An 18,778-nucleotide genomic window follows, 5' to 3' on the forward strand; every position below is an offset into this window, starting at 1 on the left:
TGCTTCGTATCCATATTGCTCTTTGGAGGACTTGGCTATGAGGACACTTGATTTTACGCCACTGTGGCGCACCAGCGTCGGCTTCGATCACTTGGCTGGCCTCATCGACGGCATGTCGCGCCGGCCGAATGAGGATAGCTATCCGCCATACAATATCGAGCGGTCCGGTGAGGATCACTATCGAATCACGCTGGCCGTAGCAGGTTTCGGCGCTAGTGACATCTCCGTGACGGCGGAGCAAAATGCGCTCACGATCGAAGGCAAGACGTCCGACGGGGATGCGCGGCGGTATCTCTACCAAGGTATTCCGGCGCGACCGTTCCGGAGAGTCTTCAGTCTGGCCGAGTACGTCCGGGTCAAGCAGGCATCCTTCCGGGACGGTCTCTTGACCATTGATCTCGTTCGAGAGATTCCGGAGACGATGAAGCCGCGCAAGATCCAGATCGGTGCAACGGCTGCTTCGTCGCAAATTGAGCGGAAGAAGGCAGCTTAGGTAGCTTCGATCCGTGGACCGGCGATGTCATCGGACGTTCCTGACCGATCTCATCTCAACGTGGGTGGCGCATCGACTACGCCGCCACCCAAATCACGAGCACCATCCCCTGGAAAGGAGTGAACAGGGAGGCGAGCCATGACTAACGTAAAAATCGACGGCGGCGATCTGCACCCATTCTTCCACCCCGCCGCTCGCTACATTTCTCCGGCGGAAGTCCTGAATGACATTGAGCTCTCGACGCCTGAGAAGCGAATCATCCTGTCCTCGTGGGCGTCGGATATGTACGCCGTGGAATCCTGTCCCGGCATGCGGGAGGTCCCCGGAATGGGCCACGCTGTGAAGTTGGCCGACATACTGGCAGCGTTGCGGCAACTCGACAGAGACGACGATGATGATCCGCCCAGTGGCGGTGGCGTCCCCATGCGGCTGCGGCGGCCCTGGGCCGCCGCACAGCGGAGGGCGCTGTGATGGTCACGGAAGCCGTTCTAGCGATCGTGCTGCTTGGCCATGCCGCAGCAGCCTGGGCAATTCCGCTCCTAGCATTGGAAGGAACGCGTCTGCCTCAGATTGACGATCCCACAAGCACGCAAGGGTGATCGGAATGTTGGGTCAGCGAACAATATTGGCATGGCTTCTGGTTGTGGCGCTATTCGGGGCTTCACCGGCTATATCCCAAGTGCCGGACCTGAAGACGGGTGGTTCTGTGCCAACATTGGCGCCGGTAGTTCGACAGGTGACACCCGCGGTTGTTAATATTTCCGTGCACGGCCGTGTCCGTGAGGACAATCCGCTTTACCGCGACCCGTTCTTTCGTGAGTTTTTCGACATTCCCAAGCAGGTCGAGAAGGAAATCAATTCGACCGGTTCGGGAGTCATCGTCGATGCCAGGCGCGGCTATGTGTTGACCAACAATCATGTTGTCGAAGGCGCCTCGGTCGTTCGGATCACGACCAAGGACGGCCGGCAGTTAACTGCGAAGGTAATCGGGCGCGATGCGCCAACTGACGTTGCAGTGCTGCAGATCCAAGACCCTGCCGGCCTTCAGGCGCTTCCTTTCGGCGACAGTGATGCGCTTGAGGTCGGAGATTTCGTGCTCGCGATCGGCAATCCCTTTGGACTCGGCCAGACCGTCACGTCCGGCCTGGTCAGTGCGCTGGGTCGCACTGGCTTGAGCAAGGAAGGCTTTGAGGACTTCATCCAGACCGACGCTGCGATCAATCCGGGAAATTCCGGCGGCGCATTGGTGAATCTCCGCGGCGAATTGGTCGGCATCAACTCCGCGATCATTTCGCCGGGCGGAGGGAATGTCGGGATCGGTTTTGCAATTCCCGCGAATATGGCCCGGATCGTTATGGAGCAGATTGTAGATAAGGGACACGTTGAGCGAGGCCGCATTGGCGTTTCACTGCGCGAACTCCAACCGTCGACCAAACAAGGGCGCAACGAAGGCGCGGTGATCGCAGAGGTCGCGGCAGACTCTCCGGCTGCAAGGGCCGGCTTGCGGAAGGACGATATTGTTGTCATGGCAGACGACCGTCGGATCCGCAGCGCGTCGCAACTTCGTAACAAGATCGGCCTGGCGCGTGTCGGTCAAGATGTGAAGCTCACCATCGTGCGGGGCGGTCAAACCAGTTCCGCCGTCGTGAAAGTTGCTCCGCCTGTCCAGGCAAGCAGCACATCCACTCGCCTGCTGCATTGATGCAAAAGGTTCAAGACAATCTGGCCGGTCGACTGCCAAATTCATGCTCTGGCAGACGTATTGGCTCAAAAGCCCAGCCCCTCTGCTTTTAGGGCAGCCATCTTACTTGCTCAACTTTGTAACTCTTGTCACCGCCTGGCGTCTGGACGGCTACGACTGACCCTTTGGACCTGCCTATCAACGCCCGTGCGAGCGGGGAACTGAACGAGATCTTGCCTTTTGCCGGGTCGGCTTCCGGCTCGCCAACGATTTGGCAAATTCGCTCCTCGCCCGTATCCTGGTCCGTCAGTGTGACCGTCGCGCCGAATTTGATGGTCTCGCCGGAGAGCTTTGACACTTCGATGATTTCTGCACGTGCAAGCTTGCTTTCTAACTCGGCTATGCGAGCTTCGTTGAGCCTTTGCTCGCCCAACGCAGCCTGATATTCCGAATTCTCAATAAGGTTGGGCTCGTCGGCAATCGCTTGCTGAATGCGCTCGGCAAGATGAGGCCGCTTGATTCTAGTGCGGTCGGCCAGTTCGTCGTTAAGGGCGGCATGACCGGCCGCAGTCATGGGGAGGGTTGGCATCAATTCGGACCGCCTTGTGAGAGCACCGCGAGCGGCCGCGGTCGCCTGCCGGGCCTACCTATCTCGGTACTATGGGCTGGCAACTATGCTGGCCTTTACCTGTTCCAAGGACCGCCCGGTCCAAGGAGCCCGACAAGGGAACGGAACTTGGGTTGTCGCAGGTCTACGGGTTTGCCGTGCGAATATCGACCAGTGCAGTTGTATGAGCCAATTGGGCACTCCTTGCATGGGCGCACGGGAGTACATCCTTGCTGTGGACGACGACGCGAGCGTCCGCGAAACGTCACGGAACATGCTTGACGATCTCGGATACCAGGCGATTGCGGCTGATAATCTGGATGCCGCGCTGTCGACCCTTTCTCATCAAGCAATCGATGTGGCGATTATTGATCTGGCGATGCCCGACGTTTCTGGACTCAACGTCGGACTTGAGCTTCAACGGCAGCAGCCGGGCTTGCCGATCGTGTACTGCAGTGGCTATCCAGATCTCATCGAAAAGCCTAGCAAACACATGAACGACAGTCTGCTCCTCAGCAAGCCGTTTTTCTCCCAGGAACTCTCAGCCAAGCTGGAAGCGATGCTACGCACCAGCCGTCTGCTTGACTCGGACGCAGCGCCAAATCCGCGCGGACTCAATCAATACCGGTCCGCACCATAGCGCGCGCCAGCTCGAGTTCGCTGATAGCCTGGCGCAGCGAACGGCGGGCCGCGCTCTTATCTCCATTCGCACAGGCGACTTTCAGTTCCTCGATGTGTTGAGCCGCGATCTTTGCATGCGCAACAACATCCGCAGCGCCTGCAAAACTGGATTTCCGCTTTGTGTCCATGGTCGGGCACACCCCCGCCCGCTCTTATTGGAAATAGGACGGGAGCGGAGACCGCTCCCATCGATTTGTGTCATTTCGAGTTGATCGCAATACGCTTCACCTTGGATTCTGCTTGCGGCAGCTTTGGCATGGTGACAGTCAGAACTCCGTTCTTGAACGCAGCAGAGATCTTGTCCTGGTCCACGTCTTCGATCGGGATGCGCCGTTCAAACCTGCCGTAGTACCGCTCGCTGAACCTGCGATCCTTGTCTTCCGTCTCAGTCTTCTTCTCTCCCTTGATCGAGAGAACGCCATTGGCGAGCTCGATCTGGACGTCTTTCTCGTCGAGACCTGGCAACTCCGCCGTGACTTTCACGTCCTGGTTACTCTCGTTGACCTCGATGCTCGGCCAATTCATCGACTGCTCGAGAAAGCTGCCGCCAAATGGCGCGACATCGAAGCCGCGGAAGGCGTCATCGAATAGCCGGTTCATCTCCCGGTGCAGGGTTAGAACCGGATTGTAGTTTTCGGAGCGACGGGTGGTCAGATCACGACCGCGGCCCCAGGGGGGCAGATCGGTGATAGCCATGGATTTTCTCCTTCTTTGTTCCAAAATTCGCGACGCGATAAAGCCTCGCCGCAAAATTCAATTGTGAGCAGGCGGTGTTACGCCGCATGCTTGTTCTCATCTTTCTGGTGATCAGCACCTGTGTTGATCGCAATCTGGCGCGGTTTCATCGCCTCGGGAACCTCCCGAACCAGATCGATCTTGAGCATGCCATTCTCGAACCAGGCGCCCTTCACTTGCACGTACTCGGCCAGATTGAAGATCTGTCGGAACGGGCGCGCAGAGATGCCTTGATAGAGATATTGATGGCCGCTTTTGTCGGCCTTGCGACCCTCAACGGTCAGTGTGTTCTGCCCGGCCGTGATGGAGACCGTGTCAGGCGGGAAGCCGGCAAGAGCCAGCGTGATTTGGTAGTGGTCCTCACCGACACGTTCGATGTCGTAGGGCGGGTAATTGTCCGCGCCGGTCCATCGGCCGGAGTCCGCGAGAAGGTCGAACAGACGATCGAATCCAACCGTCGATCGCCACAGGGGAGCGAGATCAAGCGTGGTCATAGCCATATCCTCCTTTTGAGCAACATGGATAAGAGCACCCAGGACGCTTGCCGGGTGCCTGCACGCGCCCCGTAGCAGGCGCCCGATTGTGCCGTGCAATTACTGCGTGGCTACCCATAAAATTAGAAGGGGGGCGTATCGTTTCAAGGCCTTCCAGGCACTTGCGAAAGCGGCAGTGCCGCACCCATGTTTTTGTCGGATCCGGCTGAGGCGAATGTGGAAGGACTTCCTGCCGTCCTGCTGCGTCTCAGCCGGTTCCTCCAAAGGTACTCGCCAACGAAAGTGACCATGGCAGCAGTCCAAAACGACGTGATCGACACGGCGCTTCTGGAATCATTTTTCGGGAGTGACCCGCCGTGCTTCGCCGCGCTCGGCGTCACCATCGGATCTCCTGGCCGGTTTGGTATGTCGCGCGCGCAGCTCCTGGAGATGAAACTCCCACCTTCGGTCGCGGCTGAGCGGAAGACCGCGACAAATAGCCCTGGTGTCGGACAGTCACGAGAGCCGCGCATCGTGAGATCTCGGAACGAAGGCTCCTGCCGGGGGGCATAGCGCTGCGCCGGCGGAGCCATGTCGGTCGAGCCGGCAGAAATCTAAGAGTAATAGGCGATCATCAACCGGTTCTGTCATCGCGCCGTTCGGTTTGACAGCAACTTAAAAGGCTAGCGATCACCGATGCCGGAAAGGCGACAATCAATAATGCGCCAAGCATGATGCCGACGTTCGGCGCAACATCGAGAGCATCGTGCGCGCCGATCGCTAATGCTGCTGCTGCGCCCACGGTATTGAATACTTAAGATGCATCGGACGTCCACTCCGTTCTCCATCACAACGCGTTTCCGTGAGCAACTGTGAGTGGCTGGTCTATGAGCGGCTTGCTTTAGCGATTCTAAAGCTCTCCACGGATCATGCCGATAATCTCCACAGCGTTTCGCCGGGCCCGATCTCGGCAGACCCGCGGCGAATGGAAAGTCGCGCGAGCGGCTTGGGGGACCACCCGCGCTAGTCTGGGTGGAAGCTTGGCCATCTCTGGGGGGCGCGATACATGAGGGCCAAGCCGTATTCCTCCGAGCAACTCGCGTGCCAGACGGGCGCGCGCAGCCTCCTCACGGGGCAAACATAAGCTCATGAAGCGCGGCGCCAGGTCGAAGCCATGAAAAACGTGCGGGCGGCGGGAGATCCGCCCGCACGAGTTGCGCTACGAAGCGGCTTGGGCCTCAGGAGGTCGTGATTGAGCAACCAAGCCGTGCATCACTCAGCAACCGGCGTGCCAGACCGTGAAGAACCGACGAGAGACCAAAAAGTTGTGCTTTTTCACGCCGCGCCAGCCAACTCCTCGGGCGGCTTCCGAACATGAATGTCGGTAACCTGACGCGGTCGTACGAGATCGGAGGGCAGTACCCAATGCTATCGTGCACAACGATCGCATCGGGTCACCGTTCAGCCTTTGCAACTGCTCCTCTTCGATCGGGCAGTTGAGCATTGCGGCCGTTGCGCTGCTATTGATCAGGGTTAGTTTCATGGCTTCCGTCGGGCGGCCACGGCAAACGCGCGAGTTAAATGGCTGAACCTTCGTCCTTGTCGTATTCCTTGAAGATCGACGACCGTCACAGTTCATCTTGGTGCGGCTGAACCTCCGGCCAGCGGGTGCGAGTGGAGGGTTACCCGGACACGGCCTCGCGTCAGTCGCTTCCCACCCACCGGTGTGCTGCTGGTTGCGGATCAATCAGTCTCCTTGTCCGGTGCGTTGCCGCCGGCTGCACTCTTCGCGCCCTTGGTCGATTTCCTGCCCACTTTCCCGCCCGCGGTCCTGAGTTTGGGCAAAGAATCGTCATCATCACTCATGCCGCTCTGTACGCTCCTGTCTTGCATGCCTTTGCGAGCCCTGGCGTCGGTGGCGAGGCTTTGCACAATGACGGAGTATGCGAGGAAAGCGGAAATGCCGCATGCGATTACAGAGGTCTTCGCTAATTTCATCCATGTCTCCTGGATCGAATTGCTTGCGAGGGAGCGATTTTGGCTTAATGCGGCTGCGCCGTTCGCTTCGCGTTGAGGGGTACGAACGGCGCAATACTCACGATGACGCCGAACCAGCTCTGTCATTTGGTTGTGTGACGTCCCGATCCGATGCTTCGCGTCATCAGGATCTGCCGACGGTTTCCAGGCTACGCCCTGACGTGGCGTGAGGTTCAAGCGATTTCTGCAGTTTGACTATCAGTCCGCCGTTCCCGGGGCCGTTTTTTATGTGGTATCAGGCTGCTCTTCCGGGATCGTGCAGGTCTGGGCCTGTCGCTCAAGCGGCTTGACGAAAGCGTCTTTCAGCGCGCTGGCTAATAGGCCTAATTTCTCTGGCAACGTGGATTTTCGTTGGTCTGGGCAATGGCGAGCTGCTCATGCTCGGAATTCGAAACCGTCCAACGGAAGATGGCCATCGAGAGGCAGATGTTTTGCCTGCCCCAGATCGCAATGCTTGCCGGGCTGCCTTCGCTTGCCTCGGCGCGTTTCGTGTTGGCGGCAGGACGCGGACGCGCTTGACTGTGCTTGCTTGCGGTGAGCCGTCCGTTCGAGCCGGCTAGACTTGGCGGAGCCGTCTCAACCATTCTCACGGCCGCCACACGCGAGGGATGATCATTCGTCTCCTTCCTCGTCGAACAAGTTCGGGTAGATCGGTTCGTTGAATGCGGGGTCAAGATGACGAGAACGAGAAGCAAATCCGCCTCTTCGGTGCGCTTCGACCAGGCTGCAGCAATCTCGGCCTAGCCCACTCGTCGCGGTGGCGGATTGCGCGCTCTCGATGTTCGTTCACGGACGATACCGCCCTTTGCAGCAGATCGTTTCTATTTCTTCGCTGAATCGTTCCAACATCTTGTGCAGCTGAACCGAAATTGGCCAATCTTCTCCTTGAAATTGCGCTTCAGCACGCGGACGCACGTGGCCTCTTTGATGGCTTGATCTGGCCGAAGACCGGCTTCGCCTCGATCGTCTGAGCCGCAACGCCGTTGATGCGACTTTCTTCCCCTGGGCTTCGCCCATTCCTCGCGAGACAAGAAAGTCGCCTCAACGCCGTCCTCCGCTGCGCTCCGGCCCGAACGGGTGCGTCGCCGATCGTCCTCGGCCTTTAGATCGCCATCGAGGCCGCGGTGGTCGCGGGCTCGAAACACAACAGGAGAAGTGACATGGCTAACATCGGTTCTTTCAAGAAGCTGGGCAACGATTTCCAGGGCGAGATTGTCACCCTGAGCCTGCAGGCAAAGGGCGTCCGCATCGTCGCCGAGACCAACCGCTCCAACGACAACGCTCCGAGCCACCGAATCTATGTAGGCCGGGCCGAGATCGGCGCAGCCTGGTCGAAGCGCTCCGAAGAGGGCCGCGATTACCTCTCGCTCAAGCTCGACGACCCCTCGTTCAACGCACCGATCTACGCGAACCTGTTCGACGACGAAGGCGGCGAGGGCTACACGCTGCTGTGGTCGCGCCCGCGCAAGAACGGCGAGTGAGCCTCGATCCTTCAGAGCCCCGCTCAGACTATTGGGCGGGGTTCGTTTTTCTGCGCGAGCCAGCGAGAATATCTCGCTGTTGGATAGGTTGCACGGATCGATCTGGGCCGGCTCCTCCGGCGCCGGCGCCCCGCCCAGGTTTTGCGCGCGTCTTAGCGGCCTCAAACACGGGGGCGTTCGTCGCCGCCTGTGCGCGCATAAGCGCGGCCTTCTGCGAGGCGGAGCGAGTCGGCGAAGGCGGGCCTGGCTTTGGGCAAGAACCTTCTCGTCCTCGAATTGCAAAAGCGCAAACAGCCGGCCGCTCGCGCTCGACTGTGAGAAGATGGCGCATCTACACGCCGCGTCATGCGCCTGCCGCGACCCTTGAGAGAAATCTGACTTTTGCGCTCAAGAACGAAGCAATAGAGCTCGCCATCCTGAAGCGGCTTTTCCTCGCCGTGCGGGAGGAGATTGCGGAGCTTGTGAAGCAGACGCCGATCGGGCTCTACACGCGTCGCATCTGGTTTCTCTATAAATGGCTGTTGGGACCCGAACTCAATCTGCCCACGGCGGACAAAATCTCCTATGTCGATGCCGTCGATACCGAACTCCAGTTCGCGAACTCCGGGCAGAATTCGATACGGCATCGCGTCCGCAACAATCTGCCAGGGACGTCAGACTTTTGGCCACTCGTGTTCAAAATGTCTTGTCAAGCGTTGGCTGAGTTATTGCCGCCTCCCTGCGGGACCGGGCTGTCGGCTGGCGCTGAAACCCCGGCTTGCGCCGGGTTTTCACCCTTCGGGCTTCCATCCCTGACGGAAGCTGCGACGCGGCGGATGCCGCCGTCGCGGGTCTTGGTCAAGGGTCTTGGTCAAGGGTCTTGGTAGAAGGCCTTGGTCGCGCGTCTTGGACGTTGCCGTTGGCGACCGATGATACAGGAGAGGCAGAGGGGAGCGGCCTTGGCCATGACGGGTTGAGGGTCGGAGGAGAGTCTTCCGGCGCCCGTCATGGAGATTGCTCCCATGAATACGCAGATTGTTGATGCCAGCCGCAACGCCAGTTTCGGTTACAGAGTGGATGTGAGCCGCGGCGAGCGCATTGGTCGGGTGTCCTCGGAGTGGTTCTGTCGTCCGGCGGATGAGCGCTATCTGTCGCTCAACGAACTGGCCTGCACGGTGCGCGATCGCGCGGACCGCAGCCGGACGCGCGTGGTCGAAAGCGCGCTCATCCATGTCGAGGCAAACCGTGCCGATCCTGAGCGCCTGGCCTTGATGCTGCCCGGCTTGGACACGCCGCTCGCCCCGACCCACTGGAGCTTCGGCCAGCTTGCAAGCCAGGTTGGCGCTCCGGCCACCTACCTGCGGCAGCTCCCCGCGGCACTCGCAGCAATCAACCTGCAATATGGCCTGACCGACAATCGGGTCGAGCAGATCAAAACGCTCGAGACCGAGGGTAGCCGCATCGAGCTTCGCGCTGTCACCGGTCCCGACTATGGCCGGATCTACGACCACGAGCTGGTTGAGGCCGTACAACGCATCGCTGGCAATGGCACAGGCGATACACGGTGGAAGGTGCCTGGTGCGCTCGACTGGTCAAGTGGCATCTACAATCCCCGCGTCGACATTTCCAAGGACACGACGACCCTCTACGCGTCGGACAGGGACGTTTTCCTGTTTCTGGTCGATGATCTGAATCCCATCGAGGCCGGTCGTCTCCGGGACGGCTCGCCCGACCTCTATTTCCGAGGCTTCTATTGCTGGAACTCGGAAGTTGGCGCGAAGACGCTCGGCATGGCGAGCTTCTATCTTCGTGCGGTTTGTCAGAATCGCAATCTGTGGGGCGTGGAAGATTTCGAGGAGATGACCATCCGCCATTCCAAATACGCAGCCTCCCGCTTTGCTCACGAGGCAGCCCCGGCACTGTTGAACTTCGCCGACTCCTCACCCATGCCCTTTGTCAACGGCATCAAGGCCGCCCGCGAGCGGATCGTGGCACGCAGCGACGAGGATCGCACCGAGTTTCTGCGCCGCCGCGGCTTCTCCAAGGCCGAGACAGGCAAGGTGATTGAGGCGGTGCTGGCGGAGGAAGGCCGCCCGCCTGAAAGCATCTTCGATTTCGTGCAGGGCATCACCGCCGTCGCGCGCGACAGGCCGCATCAGGATGTCCGCCTGGACATGGAGGCCAAGGCCAAGAAGTTGCTCGACCGCGTGGCGTAATTGCGGCCAAGCCGGGGATTCCGTTCTCCGGCTTGGCTTGTCTGCGCTCTTCCGGCTCACCAGTTCGGGGATGGCGCTGCCTCTCGGGGAGACGTTGATGTCCGTCGCGGGCCGGCAATTCCGCGGCGGCTCGGAGACCGTAGCGCCGTCGCCAAAACCGGCGCGGCACCGAAAGATGCACGCCAAGTGTCGCGATACTCGCTTGCAGCTTCGACCCACGTGACCTCGACTTCTGAAACGAGAGGTGAACTGGATCGCATCCGAGCTCGGGCAACTCAGTTTTCCGATAGCGCGGCAGCCGCCAACCACCGCCATTGCGCCAGCAAGAAAGCGAGAGCGAGAGAGGGGCAGGCATGTTCGTGAACGGGTTGGAGGCCGAGAGAGAGGCTCCCGGCCGCCCGTTTCGGAGAAACTGACATGGCAAAGGCCGTTCAGAAGATCAAGCTGTCGTCGTCGCGCGACATTCCCTTCAGCAAACTCATCTTGAGCCAGAATAATGTGCGGCGCCTCAAAGCCGGCATCTCGATCGAGGATCTTGCCGAGGACATCGCCCGGCGCTCCCTGCTGCAAAGTCTCAACGTCCGGCCTGTCCTCGACGACGAAGGCCGGGAAACCGGCATGTTCGAGGTGCCGGCCGGAGGTCGCCGCTATCGCGCACTTGAGCTCCTGGTCAAGCAGAAGCGTCTGGCGAAGACCGCGCCGGTCCCATGCATCGTCAGTGACATGGCTGACGTGATCACCGCGGAAGAAGACTCGCTCGCCGAGAACGTGCACCGCATCGCGCTTCATCCCCTGGACCAGTTTCGCGCATTCCAGACCCTGCGCGAGCAAGGGCGGTCCGAAGAAGATGTCGCGGCCATCTTCTTTGTATCCGTCAACGTGGTGAAGCAGCGGCTGCGGCTTGCGGCGGTGTCCCCGAAGCTGCTCGAGGTTTACGCCGACGACGGCATGTCGCTCGAACAGTTGATGGCGTTCTCGGTTACCGCCGATCACGGCCGGCAGGAACAGGTCTGGGAGACCGTCAACAAGTCGGGTTATGAAGAGCCGTATCAGATCAGGCGCCTCCTGACCGAGCGTGCGGTGCGGGTCTCCGACAGGCGCGCCCGATTTGTCGGCCTCGCCGCTTATGAAGCGGCCGGCGGCGGCGTGCTGCGCGATCTCTTCGAAGAAGATGGCGGCGGCTGGCTCGAGGACGTTGCGCTGCTGGAGCGTCTCGTGGCTGAGAAGTTGCGGGCAGAAGCTGAGGCGATCGCCGCCGAAGGCTGGAAGTGGATAGAGGTGACCGCCGCCAGCTTTCCCTACGGCCATGACCACGGGCTCCGCCGGCTCGAGGCAGATCCGGCGGCTCTCACCGCCGAAGAGCAGGCGCGCTTCGATACTCTCCAGGTTGAATACGACGCGCTTGAGGCAAGATTTGAAGGCGCTGACGAACTGCCCGGTGAGGTGGACGCGCGGCTCGGCGAACTCGAGCAGGCGCTCGAAGCGTTCAACAACCGGCCGGACATCTTCGAGCCGGACCAGATGGCCAGAGCCGGCGTCTTCGTCAGCATCGATTGCGAAGGACGGCTTTCTGTCAATCGGGGTTATGTCCGACCGGAGGACGAGGAGCCTGCGGCCGGTGTCGAAGGCGAGCGAGGCACCGATGTAGCGGTGACTGAAGGGCAGGAGCCCGGTGCTTCGGTCCAGCGCACGGCGATTTCGCTCGCCGGTGCATCGACCGAGCCGGAGGAGCATGATGAGGATGCGGCAAGGCCGTTGCCGGATCGACTCATCACCGAAAGGCGCATCGTACGTTGGCATTACGGGACGCGCTGGCAGAACATCCGGCAATCGCGTTCCAGGCGGTGCTGCACAATTTCGTGCTGACGGCCTTTTACCGGTACGGATCGTCCAACACATGTCTGGAGATCGGACTTCGTACGCCGACCTTTCCCGCTCAAGCCCCCGGGCTCAGGGAAAGCGCATCTGCCAAGGCAGTTGAGGCCCGGCACGAGTCCTGGAAGGCCCGGCTGCCCAAGAGCGAGAACGATCTCTGGGATGCGCTCACGGCCCTTGACGGTGCCGCACAGGCATCCCTGTTCGCTCACTGTGCGTCATTTGCGGTCAACGCCGTCCATGAGCCGGCCAACCGTTACAATCAGGGCCGTGTCTATGCTCACGGCGTCTGCTCTCGGTTCGATCAGGCCGATGTGCTGGCGCGTGCTGTCGGCCTCGACATGGTTCAGTCCGGCTGGCGACCGACTGTTGACAATTATCTCGGCCGCGTCACCAAGCCGCGTATCCTGGAGGCGGTGCGGGAGGCGCGAGGTGAATCGTCCGCGCAATTGATCGATCACCTGAAGAAGTCCGAGATGGCCAGCGAGGCCGAGCGTCTTCTCGAGGGTTCGGGCTGGTTGCCGGAGCTGCTGCGCCCGGTCGACGCCACCGCCTCGCCAGTCGAACAGGAAGGGGAGGCTGGCTCGCTCCCCGAATTCCTCGCCAACGAAGGGCAGGAGGAGGGTGGCGACGAGGCTGAACCACAGCTCGATGCCGCCGAATGACGCCTCATCGCGGGACGGCTCCGGCCGTCCCGTACGCCTTCCTTCGCACGTCTCGTCCCGCGCCCGTCCACGCCGTGTCCGGCAGTGATTTCGTCTTGTCGCCCGGCCGAATGTGGTGGCGCGGCGTGAGGGCGCGCGGCTGCCTCCTGAGAGGCAGAGAGCGGCCGAGACGGGTTTGAGCCGGCACGGTCCAGAGAGAGCGCCAGCCGGCTCGACCCGTTCCCGCTCTCCGAAAGACATCCTGCCATGACCGAATCTCTCACCGGCGGCGCTGCCGCCGCGCCGCTCTCGATGCGTGCCGCTGCAAGTCTAACCTCTGCGGCTCTCCGCGCTGCACAGCAGCTCTTGATTGAGCTCGAACGCGGTCGTCGCATCGATGCCGCTGTCCTGCGTAGCGCCATGGAGGCTGCCTTCGCCGGCTCGGACGCGGCCGGTGCCTGGAATTGGAAGACCGCCTATGACGCCTGCGAGGCGGCGACCGTTCTATTCCTTCGCAAGTTCGGCCCGACCATGCGCGCCAAGGCGGGTTCGACGGCTGCCATGCTGCCGATGCTCGCAAGGATCGCAAGCTGTCTGCCGACCCATACGCGGCGTTCCGAGGATGGCCAGGCACTTCAACAATTCTCGACGCCGATTCCGCTCGGCCTTGTTGCATCTGTGGCGGCGGGCGTTACGCCTGCCGATCGCGTTCTCGAGCCCTCGGCAGGGACAGGCTTGCTTGCGATCTTTGCCGAGCTTTCGGGCGGCGCCCTGGTGTTGAACGAGTTGGCCGAGCCGCGCGCGACATTGCTCGATCAGCTGTTCACCAACGTTAAGGTCACCCGCTTTGACGCCGCCCAGATCGATGATCACCTTGAGGCGAGGGTTGCCCCGAGCGTCGTCTTGATGAACCCGCCGTTCTCGGCTGTGGCGAATGTCGAACGACCGATGCCGGACGCAGCTCTCCGGCACATCACCTCAGCCTTGGCGCGCCTTTGCGACGGCGGCCGTCTTGTCGTCATCGTCGGCAAGAGCCTTGCGCCGGATAATCCGGCATGGACGGAAGCCTTTGTTCGTCTCCAGGAACGCGGGCGGGTTGCGTTTTCTGCCGCCATTGACGGCGCCGTCTACGCCAAGCACGGGACACAAACGGACACAAGGCTGCTTGTGATCGACAAGCTGCCTGCGCCTGATCCGAAAATCTTTCCCGCTTCACCGGGCATGGCGAGCGATGTCGCCACCTTATTTGGCTGGGTGGCCCGGCATGTGCCGTCGAGGCTACCCGTCGTCACTACGCCGGTTGGGCGCGACCTTATTCGTTGTGGTCCAGCGAAGGCGAGATCGACCGCCGCCGCTGTACCGTGTCTACCGTCCACGTCGGGACGTGTGGCGCCAAGAGGCGTAGAGCTCAACTACGAGACAGTCGATTGGTCTCCGCCGGAAAGCGCCCGACTGACCGATGCGCTTTATGAGGAGTACGAATTGCAGTCGATCCGGATTTCCGGATCGCATCCACATCCGACCAAACTCGTGCAGTCCGCGGCAATGGCATCCGTCGCGCCACCGAAGCCGACCTACCGTCCGCATCTGCCGCCACGTGTGGTGACAGATGGACTTCTGTCGGACGCTCAGCTCGAGAGCGTCATTTATGCCGGCGGAGCACATTCCGAATTCCTGGCAGGCTCCTGGACCGTCGATCCGACCTTTGATGTTGTGGCCGCCGCGTGCGAGGACGCTCAGAATGCCATCCGCTTTCGCCGTGGCTGGTTCTTGGGCGATGGCACCGGCGCGGGCAAGGGACGTCAGGTCGGTGGAATCCTGCTCGACAATTGGCTCAAGGGCCGCCGCCGTGCGGTCTGGATCAGCAAATCCGACAAGCTGATCGAAGATGCCCAGCGCGACTGGTCGGCGCTCGGCATGGAGCGCCTGCTGGTGACGCCGCTGTCCCGGTTTCGCCAGGGGACGGCGATCCGGCTTTCGGAAGGCATCCTATTTACAACCTATGCCACGCTACGCACCGACGAGCGCGGCGAGAAGCTTTCGCGTGTCAGCCAGATCGTTGAATGGTTGGGCTCCGACTTCGAAGGAGTGATCATCTTCGACGAGAGCCACGCCATGCAGAATGCGGTCGGGGGCAAGGGCGAGCGCGGCGACCGGGCGGCCTCTCAGCAGGGGCGCGCGGGCCTGAGGCTCCAGCACGCCTTGCCGAATGCTCGGGTGGTCTATGTGTCGGCGACGGGCGCCACCACAGTGCACAACCTCGCTTATGCGCAACGCCTCGGGCTCTGGGGCGGCGCGGACTTCCCGTTCGCCACGCGCGCCGAGTTCGTCGAGGCGATCGAGGAGGGTGGGGTGGCGGCCATGGAGGTCCTGGCTCGTGACCTAAAGGCGCTCGGTCTCTATGCCGCCCGCTCGCTGTCTTATGAGGGCGTCGAGTACGAGCTCGTCGAGCACCAGCTTACGTCCGAGCAGGTTCGCATCTACGACGCCTATGCTGACGCGTTCAGCATCATCCATAACAATCTCGACGCCGCGATGCGGGCCGCCAACATCACCGGCGAAACCGGAACGCTGAACGGACAGGCCAGATCGGCGGCGCGATCCGCCTTCGAAAGCGCCAAGCAGCGCTTCTTCGGGCATCTGTTGACCTCGATGAAGACGCCTTCGCTGATCCGATCGATCGAGCGTGATCTCGACGCCGGCCATGCCGCGGTGATTCAGATCGTCTCAACGGGCGAGGCGCTGATGGAGCGTCGGCTGGCCGAAATTCCGACCGAAGACTGGGGCGACGTCCAGGTCGACATTACGCCCCGCGAGTATGTCCTCGACTATCTCGCTTTTTCCTTCCCGGTGCAGCTCTACGAGCCCTTCACTGATTCAGAGGGTAATCCTTGCTCGCGGCCTGTCTATCGCGACGGCCAACCGGTCGAGAGCCGGGAGGCTGTCTTGCGCCGCGATCGCTTGATCGAAAAGCTCGCCTCGCTGCCGCCTGTTCCTGGGGCGTTGGACCAGGTCATCCAGCGTTTCGGCACCGACATGGTCGCCGAAGTGACCGGCCGTTCGCGCCGCATCGTTCGCAAGCATGGCCGATTGGTGGTCGAGAGCCGAGCGGGCTCGGCGAACCTCGCGGAAACCTCGGCCTTCATGGATGACGTCAAGCGCGTCCTCGTGTTCTCCGACGCGGGCGGCACGGGACGGAGCTACCATGCCGAACTGTCGGCCCGAAATCGCCGGTTGCGGGTCCATTACCTGCTCGAGCCCGGCTGGAAGGCCGATGCCGCGATCCAGGGGCTTGGCCGGACCAACCGGACCAATCAGGCGCAGCCGCCGCTGTTTCGTCCCATCGCGACGGATGTGAAGGCCGAAAAACGCTTTCTCAGCACCATTGCGCGGCGGCTCGACACGCTGGGCGCGATCACACGCGGTCAGCGCCAGACTGGAGGGCAGGGCCTGTTTCGGCCGGAGGACAATCTCGAAAGCCGGTACGGGCGTGATGCCTTGCGTCAACTCTACACATTGCTCGTTCGCGGCAGGATCGACGGCTGCTCGCTCGAGAGGTTCGAGGATGCGACCGGCCTGCAACTGACCGATGCCAATGGGCTGAGGGATGAGCTGCCGCCGATCACGACCTTCCTCAATCGTTTGCTGGCGCTCACCATCGACTTACAGAACGTCCTGTTCACCGTCTTCGAACAGCTCTTGATGGCTCGGATCGAGGGCGCGGTTGCTTCCGGCACCTATGACATTGGGCTGGAAACGCTCCGCGCCGAGAGCTTTGTCGTCTGCGACCGGCGGACGGTCTACACCCATCCGGGCACGGGGGCGCAGACCCGCCTGCTTACGCTGACCCAGCGCTGGCGCAATCATCCCTTAAGTCTCGATGAGGCTCTGGCTCGGCTTTCCGATCATCGCGCGATTCCGTTGTTCAATGAACGCTCGGCCCGTGCGGCCGTGCAGCTCCCGGCGCCAAGTTTCATGCTCGACGACGGCGAGATCGAGCGGCGCATCCGCTTGATACGGCCGATGGAGCAGCACAGCGTCTCCCTCAACATGATGGCGGAAAGCCATTGGGCCGAATCGGATCGCGAACGCTTTGCCGCCGCCTGGCTGGCGGAACTCGCAGAGCTACCCGAGTTCTCGGAGAGTACGATCCACGTCGTGGCCGGCTTGCTGTTACCCATCTGGAAGCGGCTGCCGAACGAATCAAGCCGAGTTTATCGGCTCCAGACCGACGCGGGCGAACGCATCATCGGCCGCAAGGTCTCCGCCGCCTGGGTCGCGAACGTCCTTGCCGCGGATGCGCCCACGTTGACGCCGGACGCTGCCTTTGCCGCGCTGATGGAGGGACAGATCGTCCTCGATCTTGCCGAAGACCTCCAGCTTCGCCGTGTCCGATTGATGGGCGCAACCCGCATCGAACTGTCGGGACTCAACGACACGATGCGCGATCGCCTGCGGGCTTATGGTCTGTTCGGGGAGATCATCTCCTGGAAGCTCCGCATGTTCGTGCCCACGGACGCAAGCGGTGTGGAGGTCCTGGCGAAGGTGCTCGACAGCTATCCGGTCGCGCGCGTCGGTGGACGGGAGGCCGCGTGATGCCCCGCGACGCCTCCGAATTGGCACGCCGCCTCGCGCGCGAGGCCGAGGCGGTATGCAGGCACTATCTCTCCAATGGTAAGCGGGCCGGACGGTACTGGGTGGTCGGCGACGTCCGCAACACGCCGGGCCGTTCGTTGTTCGTACGGCTCCAGGAATCGCCGAAGGGACCCGCCGGCAAATGGACCGATGCCGCGACCGGAGAACATGGTGACCTCCTCGACGTCATCCGCGAAAGTCTGGCCTTGCGAGACTTTCGCGAGGTGGCCGAGGAGGCGAGACGCTTTCTGAAGCTACCTCGTTCCGAGCGGCAACCTACCCCGGAACGGGTGGGTCCAGCCGTGCTGGCCGGATCGCAGCAAGCCGCCCGTCGCCTTTTTGCCATGTCCAGCCCAATCGACGGGACTGTGGTCGAAGCTTATTTGCAACGTCGCGGAATAGCCCGCATCCACCATGGTGGCAGCTTGCGCTTCCACCCACGTTGCTACTATCGACCGGACGATCATTTGCCGACCGAAACATGGCCAGCGATGATCGCCTGCGTCACGAACCTCGCCGGGCGGATCTCCGGCGTGCATCGCACCTGGCTCGATCCTGACGGATTTGATCGCGTCCGGCTCGGCAAGGCCCCTGTCGACACGCCACGACGGGCCATGGGTGACCTGCTCGGCAATGCCGTTCGTTTCGGCCTGGCGGACGACGTGCTCGCTGCCGGCGAGGGTATCGAGACCATGCTGTCGCTGCGTTACCTCCTGCCGAGCCTGCCGATGACAGCGGCGCTGTCGGCCAATCACCTCTCGGCCATGTTGCTGCCGTCTGGGCTACGTCGGCTCTATATCGCCCGCGACGCCGATGCCGCCGGAGATGCCGTACAAGCTAACCTTACCCAGCGCGCGGAAGATGCCGGCGTTGAAGCGATCGCGTTGTCGCCTCGGCTGGGCGACTTCAATGAAGATCTGCACATCTTAGGCCCTGAAGCGCTCCGAGCAGCGTTGCGGCTTCAACTCGTACCAGAAGATGTCGTTCGCTTCTTGCATTCGCTCCCGCCGGCCGCGGAAAAAGCCGACATCGTTCGATCGATCGCGATGGATCGGTGGTAGATTGGGCCAATGCCGGAAGGGCACGCGACCACGGCCTTCTAGAGGGCGATCGGACGCCAAGCGGTTCGGGCCGGCAATGGCTGCGTCCGGCTATTTTCCGCCGCGCGCAGGCGATGAGAAGGCACGCCAGCGATCCGACCGGCGCGCTTTGCATCGCGAAGCAAAATAGCCGGCCTTCGC

General features: G+C 61.7%; 16 protein-coding genes and 1 pseudogene. 10 read left to right on the forward strand and 7 right to left on the reverse strand.

Annotated elements, in window-relative coordinates; genetic code table 11:
- The first annotated feature begins 37 nt into the window (after window positions 1-37).
- The 3 genes from XI02_RS12420 (at window position 38) to XI02_RS12430 (ending at window position 2,195) form a co-directional block, all read left to right on the forward strand.
- The gene (locus XI02_RS12420) at window positions 38-493 is read left to right on the forward strand and encodes an Hsp20 family protein (protein WP_038375292.1); all 456 of its coding nucleotides are present in this window, start codon (window positions 38-40) and stop codon (window positions 491-493) included.
- A 138-nt stretch (window positions 494-631) separates the two neighbouring features.
- Window positions 632-964 carry a hypothetical protein gene (locus XI02_RS12425; RefSeq protein WP_016843176.1) on the forward strand — a complete coding sequence of 111 codons (333 nt, stop codon included), beginning with the start codon at window positions 632-634 and terminating at the stop codon, window positions 962-964.
- A 133-nt stretch (window positions 965-1,097) separates the two neighbouring features.
- Window positions 1,098-2,195 carry a trypsin-like peptidase domain-containing protein gene (locus XI02_RS12430; protein WP_038375289.1) on the forward strand — a complete coding sequence of 366 codons (1,098 nt, stop codon included), beginning with the start codon at window positions 1,098-1,100 and terminating at the stop codon, window positions 2,193-2,195.
- Window positions 2,196-2,283: 88 nt separating this feature from the next.
- Here the strand turns inward: XI02_RS12430 and greA are convergent, their stop codons facing one another.
- Window positions 2,284-2,763, reverse strand: coding sequence for a transcription elongation factor GreA (gene greA / locus XI02_RS12435; RefSeq protein ID WP_028343859.1), 480 nt, complete (start codon window positions 2,761-2,763; stop codon window positions 2,284-2,286).
- A gap of 292 nt (window positions 2,764-3,055) precedes the next feature.
- On the opposite strand from greA, the gene XI02_RS12440 reads away from it, so the two are divergent.
- A complete protein-coding gene (locus tag XI02_RS12440) occupies window positions 3,056-3,421 on the forward strand; it encodes a response regulator (protein WP_233475806.1) in 366 nt (121 codons plus the stop codon).
- Here the strand turns inward: XI02_RS12440 and XI02_RS12445 are convergent.
- From XI02_RS12445 to XI02_RS12470, 6 genes are all read right to left on the reverse strand, one after another.
- Window positions 3,396-3,590 (reverse strand): hypothetical protein, encoded by a 195-nt coding sequence (locus XI02_RS12445; RefSeq protein ID WP_035633041.1) that lies wholly within the window; start codon window positions 3,588-3,590, stop codon window positions 3,396-3,398. The two genes, XI02_RS12440 and XI02_RS12445, sit on opposite strands and share 26 nt — an antisense overlap.
- A gap of 70 nt (window positions 3,591-3,660) precedes the next feature.
- Complete coding sequence (locus XI02_RS12450) at window positions 3,661-4,158, reverse strand: Hsp20/alpha crystallin family protein (RefSeq protein WP_016843180.1); 498 nt, start codon at window positions 4,156-4,158, stop codon at window positions 3,661-3,663.
- A 77-nt stretch (window positions 4,159-4,235) separates the two neighbouring features.
- Window positions 4,236-4,691 carry an Hsp20 family protein gene (locus tag XI02_RS12455; protein ID WP_016843181.1) on the reverse strand — a complete coding sequence of 152 codons (456 nt, stop codon included), beginning with the start codon at window positions 4,689-4,691 and terminating at the stop codon, window positions 4,236-4,238.
- Between the two features lie 613 nt (window positions 4,692-5,304).
- The gene (locus XI02_RS12460; protein WP_155258730.1) at window positions 5,305-5,472 is read right to left on the reverse strand and encodes a hypothetical protein; all 168 of its coding nucleotides are present in this window, start codon (window positions 5,470-5,472) and stop codon (window positions 5,305-5,307) included.
- 941 nt (window positions 5,473-6,413) lie between these two features.
- The gene (locus tag XI02_RS12465; protein WP_016843182.1) at window positions 6,414-6,668 is read right to left on the reverse strand and encodes a hypothetical protein; all 255 of its coding nucleotides are present in this window, start codon (window positions 6,666-6,668) and stop codon (window positions 6,414-6,416) included.
- Window positions 6,669-7,030: 362 nt separating this feature from the next.
- Window positions 7,031-7,291, reverse strand: a complete 261-nt coding sequence (locus XI02_RS12470) for a hypothetical protein (protein ID WP_155258731.1) — start codon at window positions 7,289-7,291, stop codon at window positions 7,031-7,033.
- A gap of 576 nt (window positions 7,292-7,867) precedes the next feature.
- On the opposite strand from XI02_RS12470, the gene XI02_RS12475 reads away from it, so the two are divergent.
- The 6 genes and pseudogenes from XI02_RS12475 to XI02_RS12500 all read left to right on the forward strand — a co-directional run bounded on the left by XI02_RS12475 (window position 7,868) and on the right by XI02_RS12500 (window position 18,598).
- A complete protein-coding gene (locus tag XI02_RS12475) occupies window positions 7,868-8,188 on the forward strand; it encodes a DUF736 domain-containing protein (protein WP_018270286.1) in 321 nt (106 codons plus the stop codon).
- Window positions 8,189-8,502: 314 nt separating this feature from the next.
- On the forward strand, window positions 8,503-9,054 hold the full coding sequence (locus tag XI02_RS12480) for a hypothetical protein (protein WP_016841709.1): 552 nt from the start codon (window positions 8,503-8,505) through the stop codon (window positions 9,052-9,054).
- Window positions 9,055-9,189: 135 nt separating this feature from the next.
- Entirely contained in the window at window positions 9,190-10,383 is a 1,194-nt protein-coding gene (locus tag XI02_RS12485; protein ID WP_028343862.1) for a hypothetical protein, read from the forward strand.
- 417 nt (window positions 10,384-10,800) lie between these two features.
- Window positions 10,801-12,923: pseudogene (locus tag XI02_RS12490) on the forward strand (ParB/RepB/Spo0J family partition protein).
- A gap of 246 nt (window positions 12,924-13,169) precedes the next feature.
- Complete coding sequence (locus XI02_RS12495; RefSeq protein ID WP_028343863.1) at window positions 13,170-17,498, forward strand: strawberry notch-like NTP hydrolase domain-containing protein; 4,329 nt, start codon at window positions 13,170-13,172, stop codon at window positions 17,496-17,498.
- Complete coding sequence (locus tag XI02_RS12500; protein WP_035633030.1) at window positions 17,498-18,598, forward strand: toprim domain-containing protein; 1,101 nt, start codon at window positions 17,498-17,500, stop codon at window positions 18,596-18,598. The genes XI02_RS12495 and XI02_RS12500 overlap by 1 nt, the downstream gene beginning before the upstream one ends.
- Window positions 18,599-18,778: the final 180 nt, after the last annotated feature.

The organism is Bradyrhizobium sp. CCBAU 21365 (assembly GCF_015291305.1).
Lineage (GTDB): Bacteria > Pseudomonadota > Alphaproteobacteria > Rhizobiales > Xanthobacteraceae > Bradyrhizobium > Bradyrhizobium elkanii.

Bases quoted from the DNA above. Each gene is read 5' to 3' on its own strand.
- XI02_RS12495 (WP_028343863.1), top strand. From the start codon at position 13,170: ATGACCGAATCTCTCACCGGCGGCGCTGCCGCCGCGCCGCTCTCGATG.
- XI02_RS12455 (WP_016843181.1), bottom strand. From the start codon at position 4,691: ATGACCACGCTTGATCTCGCTCCCCTGTGGCGATCGACGGTTGGATTC.
- XI02_RS12450 (WP_016843180.1), bottom strand. From the start codon at position 4,158: ATGGCTATCACCGATCTGCCCCCCTGGGGCCGCGGTCGTGATCTGACC.
- XI02_RS12445 (WP_035633041.1), bottom strand. From the start codon at position 3,590: ATGGACACAAAGCGGAAATCCAGTTTTGCAGGCGCTGCGGATGTTGTT.
- XI02_RS12440 (WP_233475806.1), top strand. From the start codon at position 3,056: ATGCTTGACGATCTCGGATACCAGGCGATTGCGGCTGATAATCTGGAT.
- XI02_RS12475 (WP_018270286.1), top strand. From the start codon at position 7,868: ATGGCTAACATCGGTTCTTTCAAGAAGCTGGGCAACGATTTCCAGGGC.
- XI02_RS12500 (WP_035633030.1), top strand. From the start codon at position 17,498: ATGCCCCGCGACGCCTCCGAATTGGCACGCCGCCTCGCGCGCGAGGCC.
- XI02_RS12430 (WP_038375289.1), top strand. From the start codon at position 1,098: ATGTTGGGTCAGCGAACAATATTGGCATGGCTTCTGGTTGTGGCGCTA.
- greA (WP_028343859.1), bottom strand. From the start codon at position 2,763: ATGCCAACCCTCCCCATGACTGCGGCCGGTCATGCCGCCCTTAACGAC.
- XI02_RS12420 (WP_038375292.1), top strand. From the start codon at position 38: ATGAGGACACTTGATTTTACGCCACTGTGGCGCACCAGCGTCGGCTTC.
- XI02_RS12470 (WP_155258731.1), bottom strand. From the start codon at position 7,291: ATGGTTGAGACGGCTCCGCCAAGTCTAGCCGGCTCGAACGGACGGCTC.
- XI02_RS12485 (WP_028343862.1), top strand. From the start codon at position 9,190: ATGAATACGCAGATTGTTGATGCCAGCCGCAACGCCAGTTTCGGTTAC.
- XI02_RS12465 (WP_016843182.1), bottom strand. From the start codon at position 6,668: ATGAAATTAGCGAAGACCTCTGTAATCGCATGCGGCATTTCCGCTTTC.
- XI02_RS12425 (WP_016843176.1), top strand. From the start codon at position 632: ATGACTAACGTAAAAATCGACGGCGGCGATCTGCACCCATTCTTCCAC.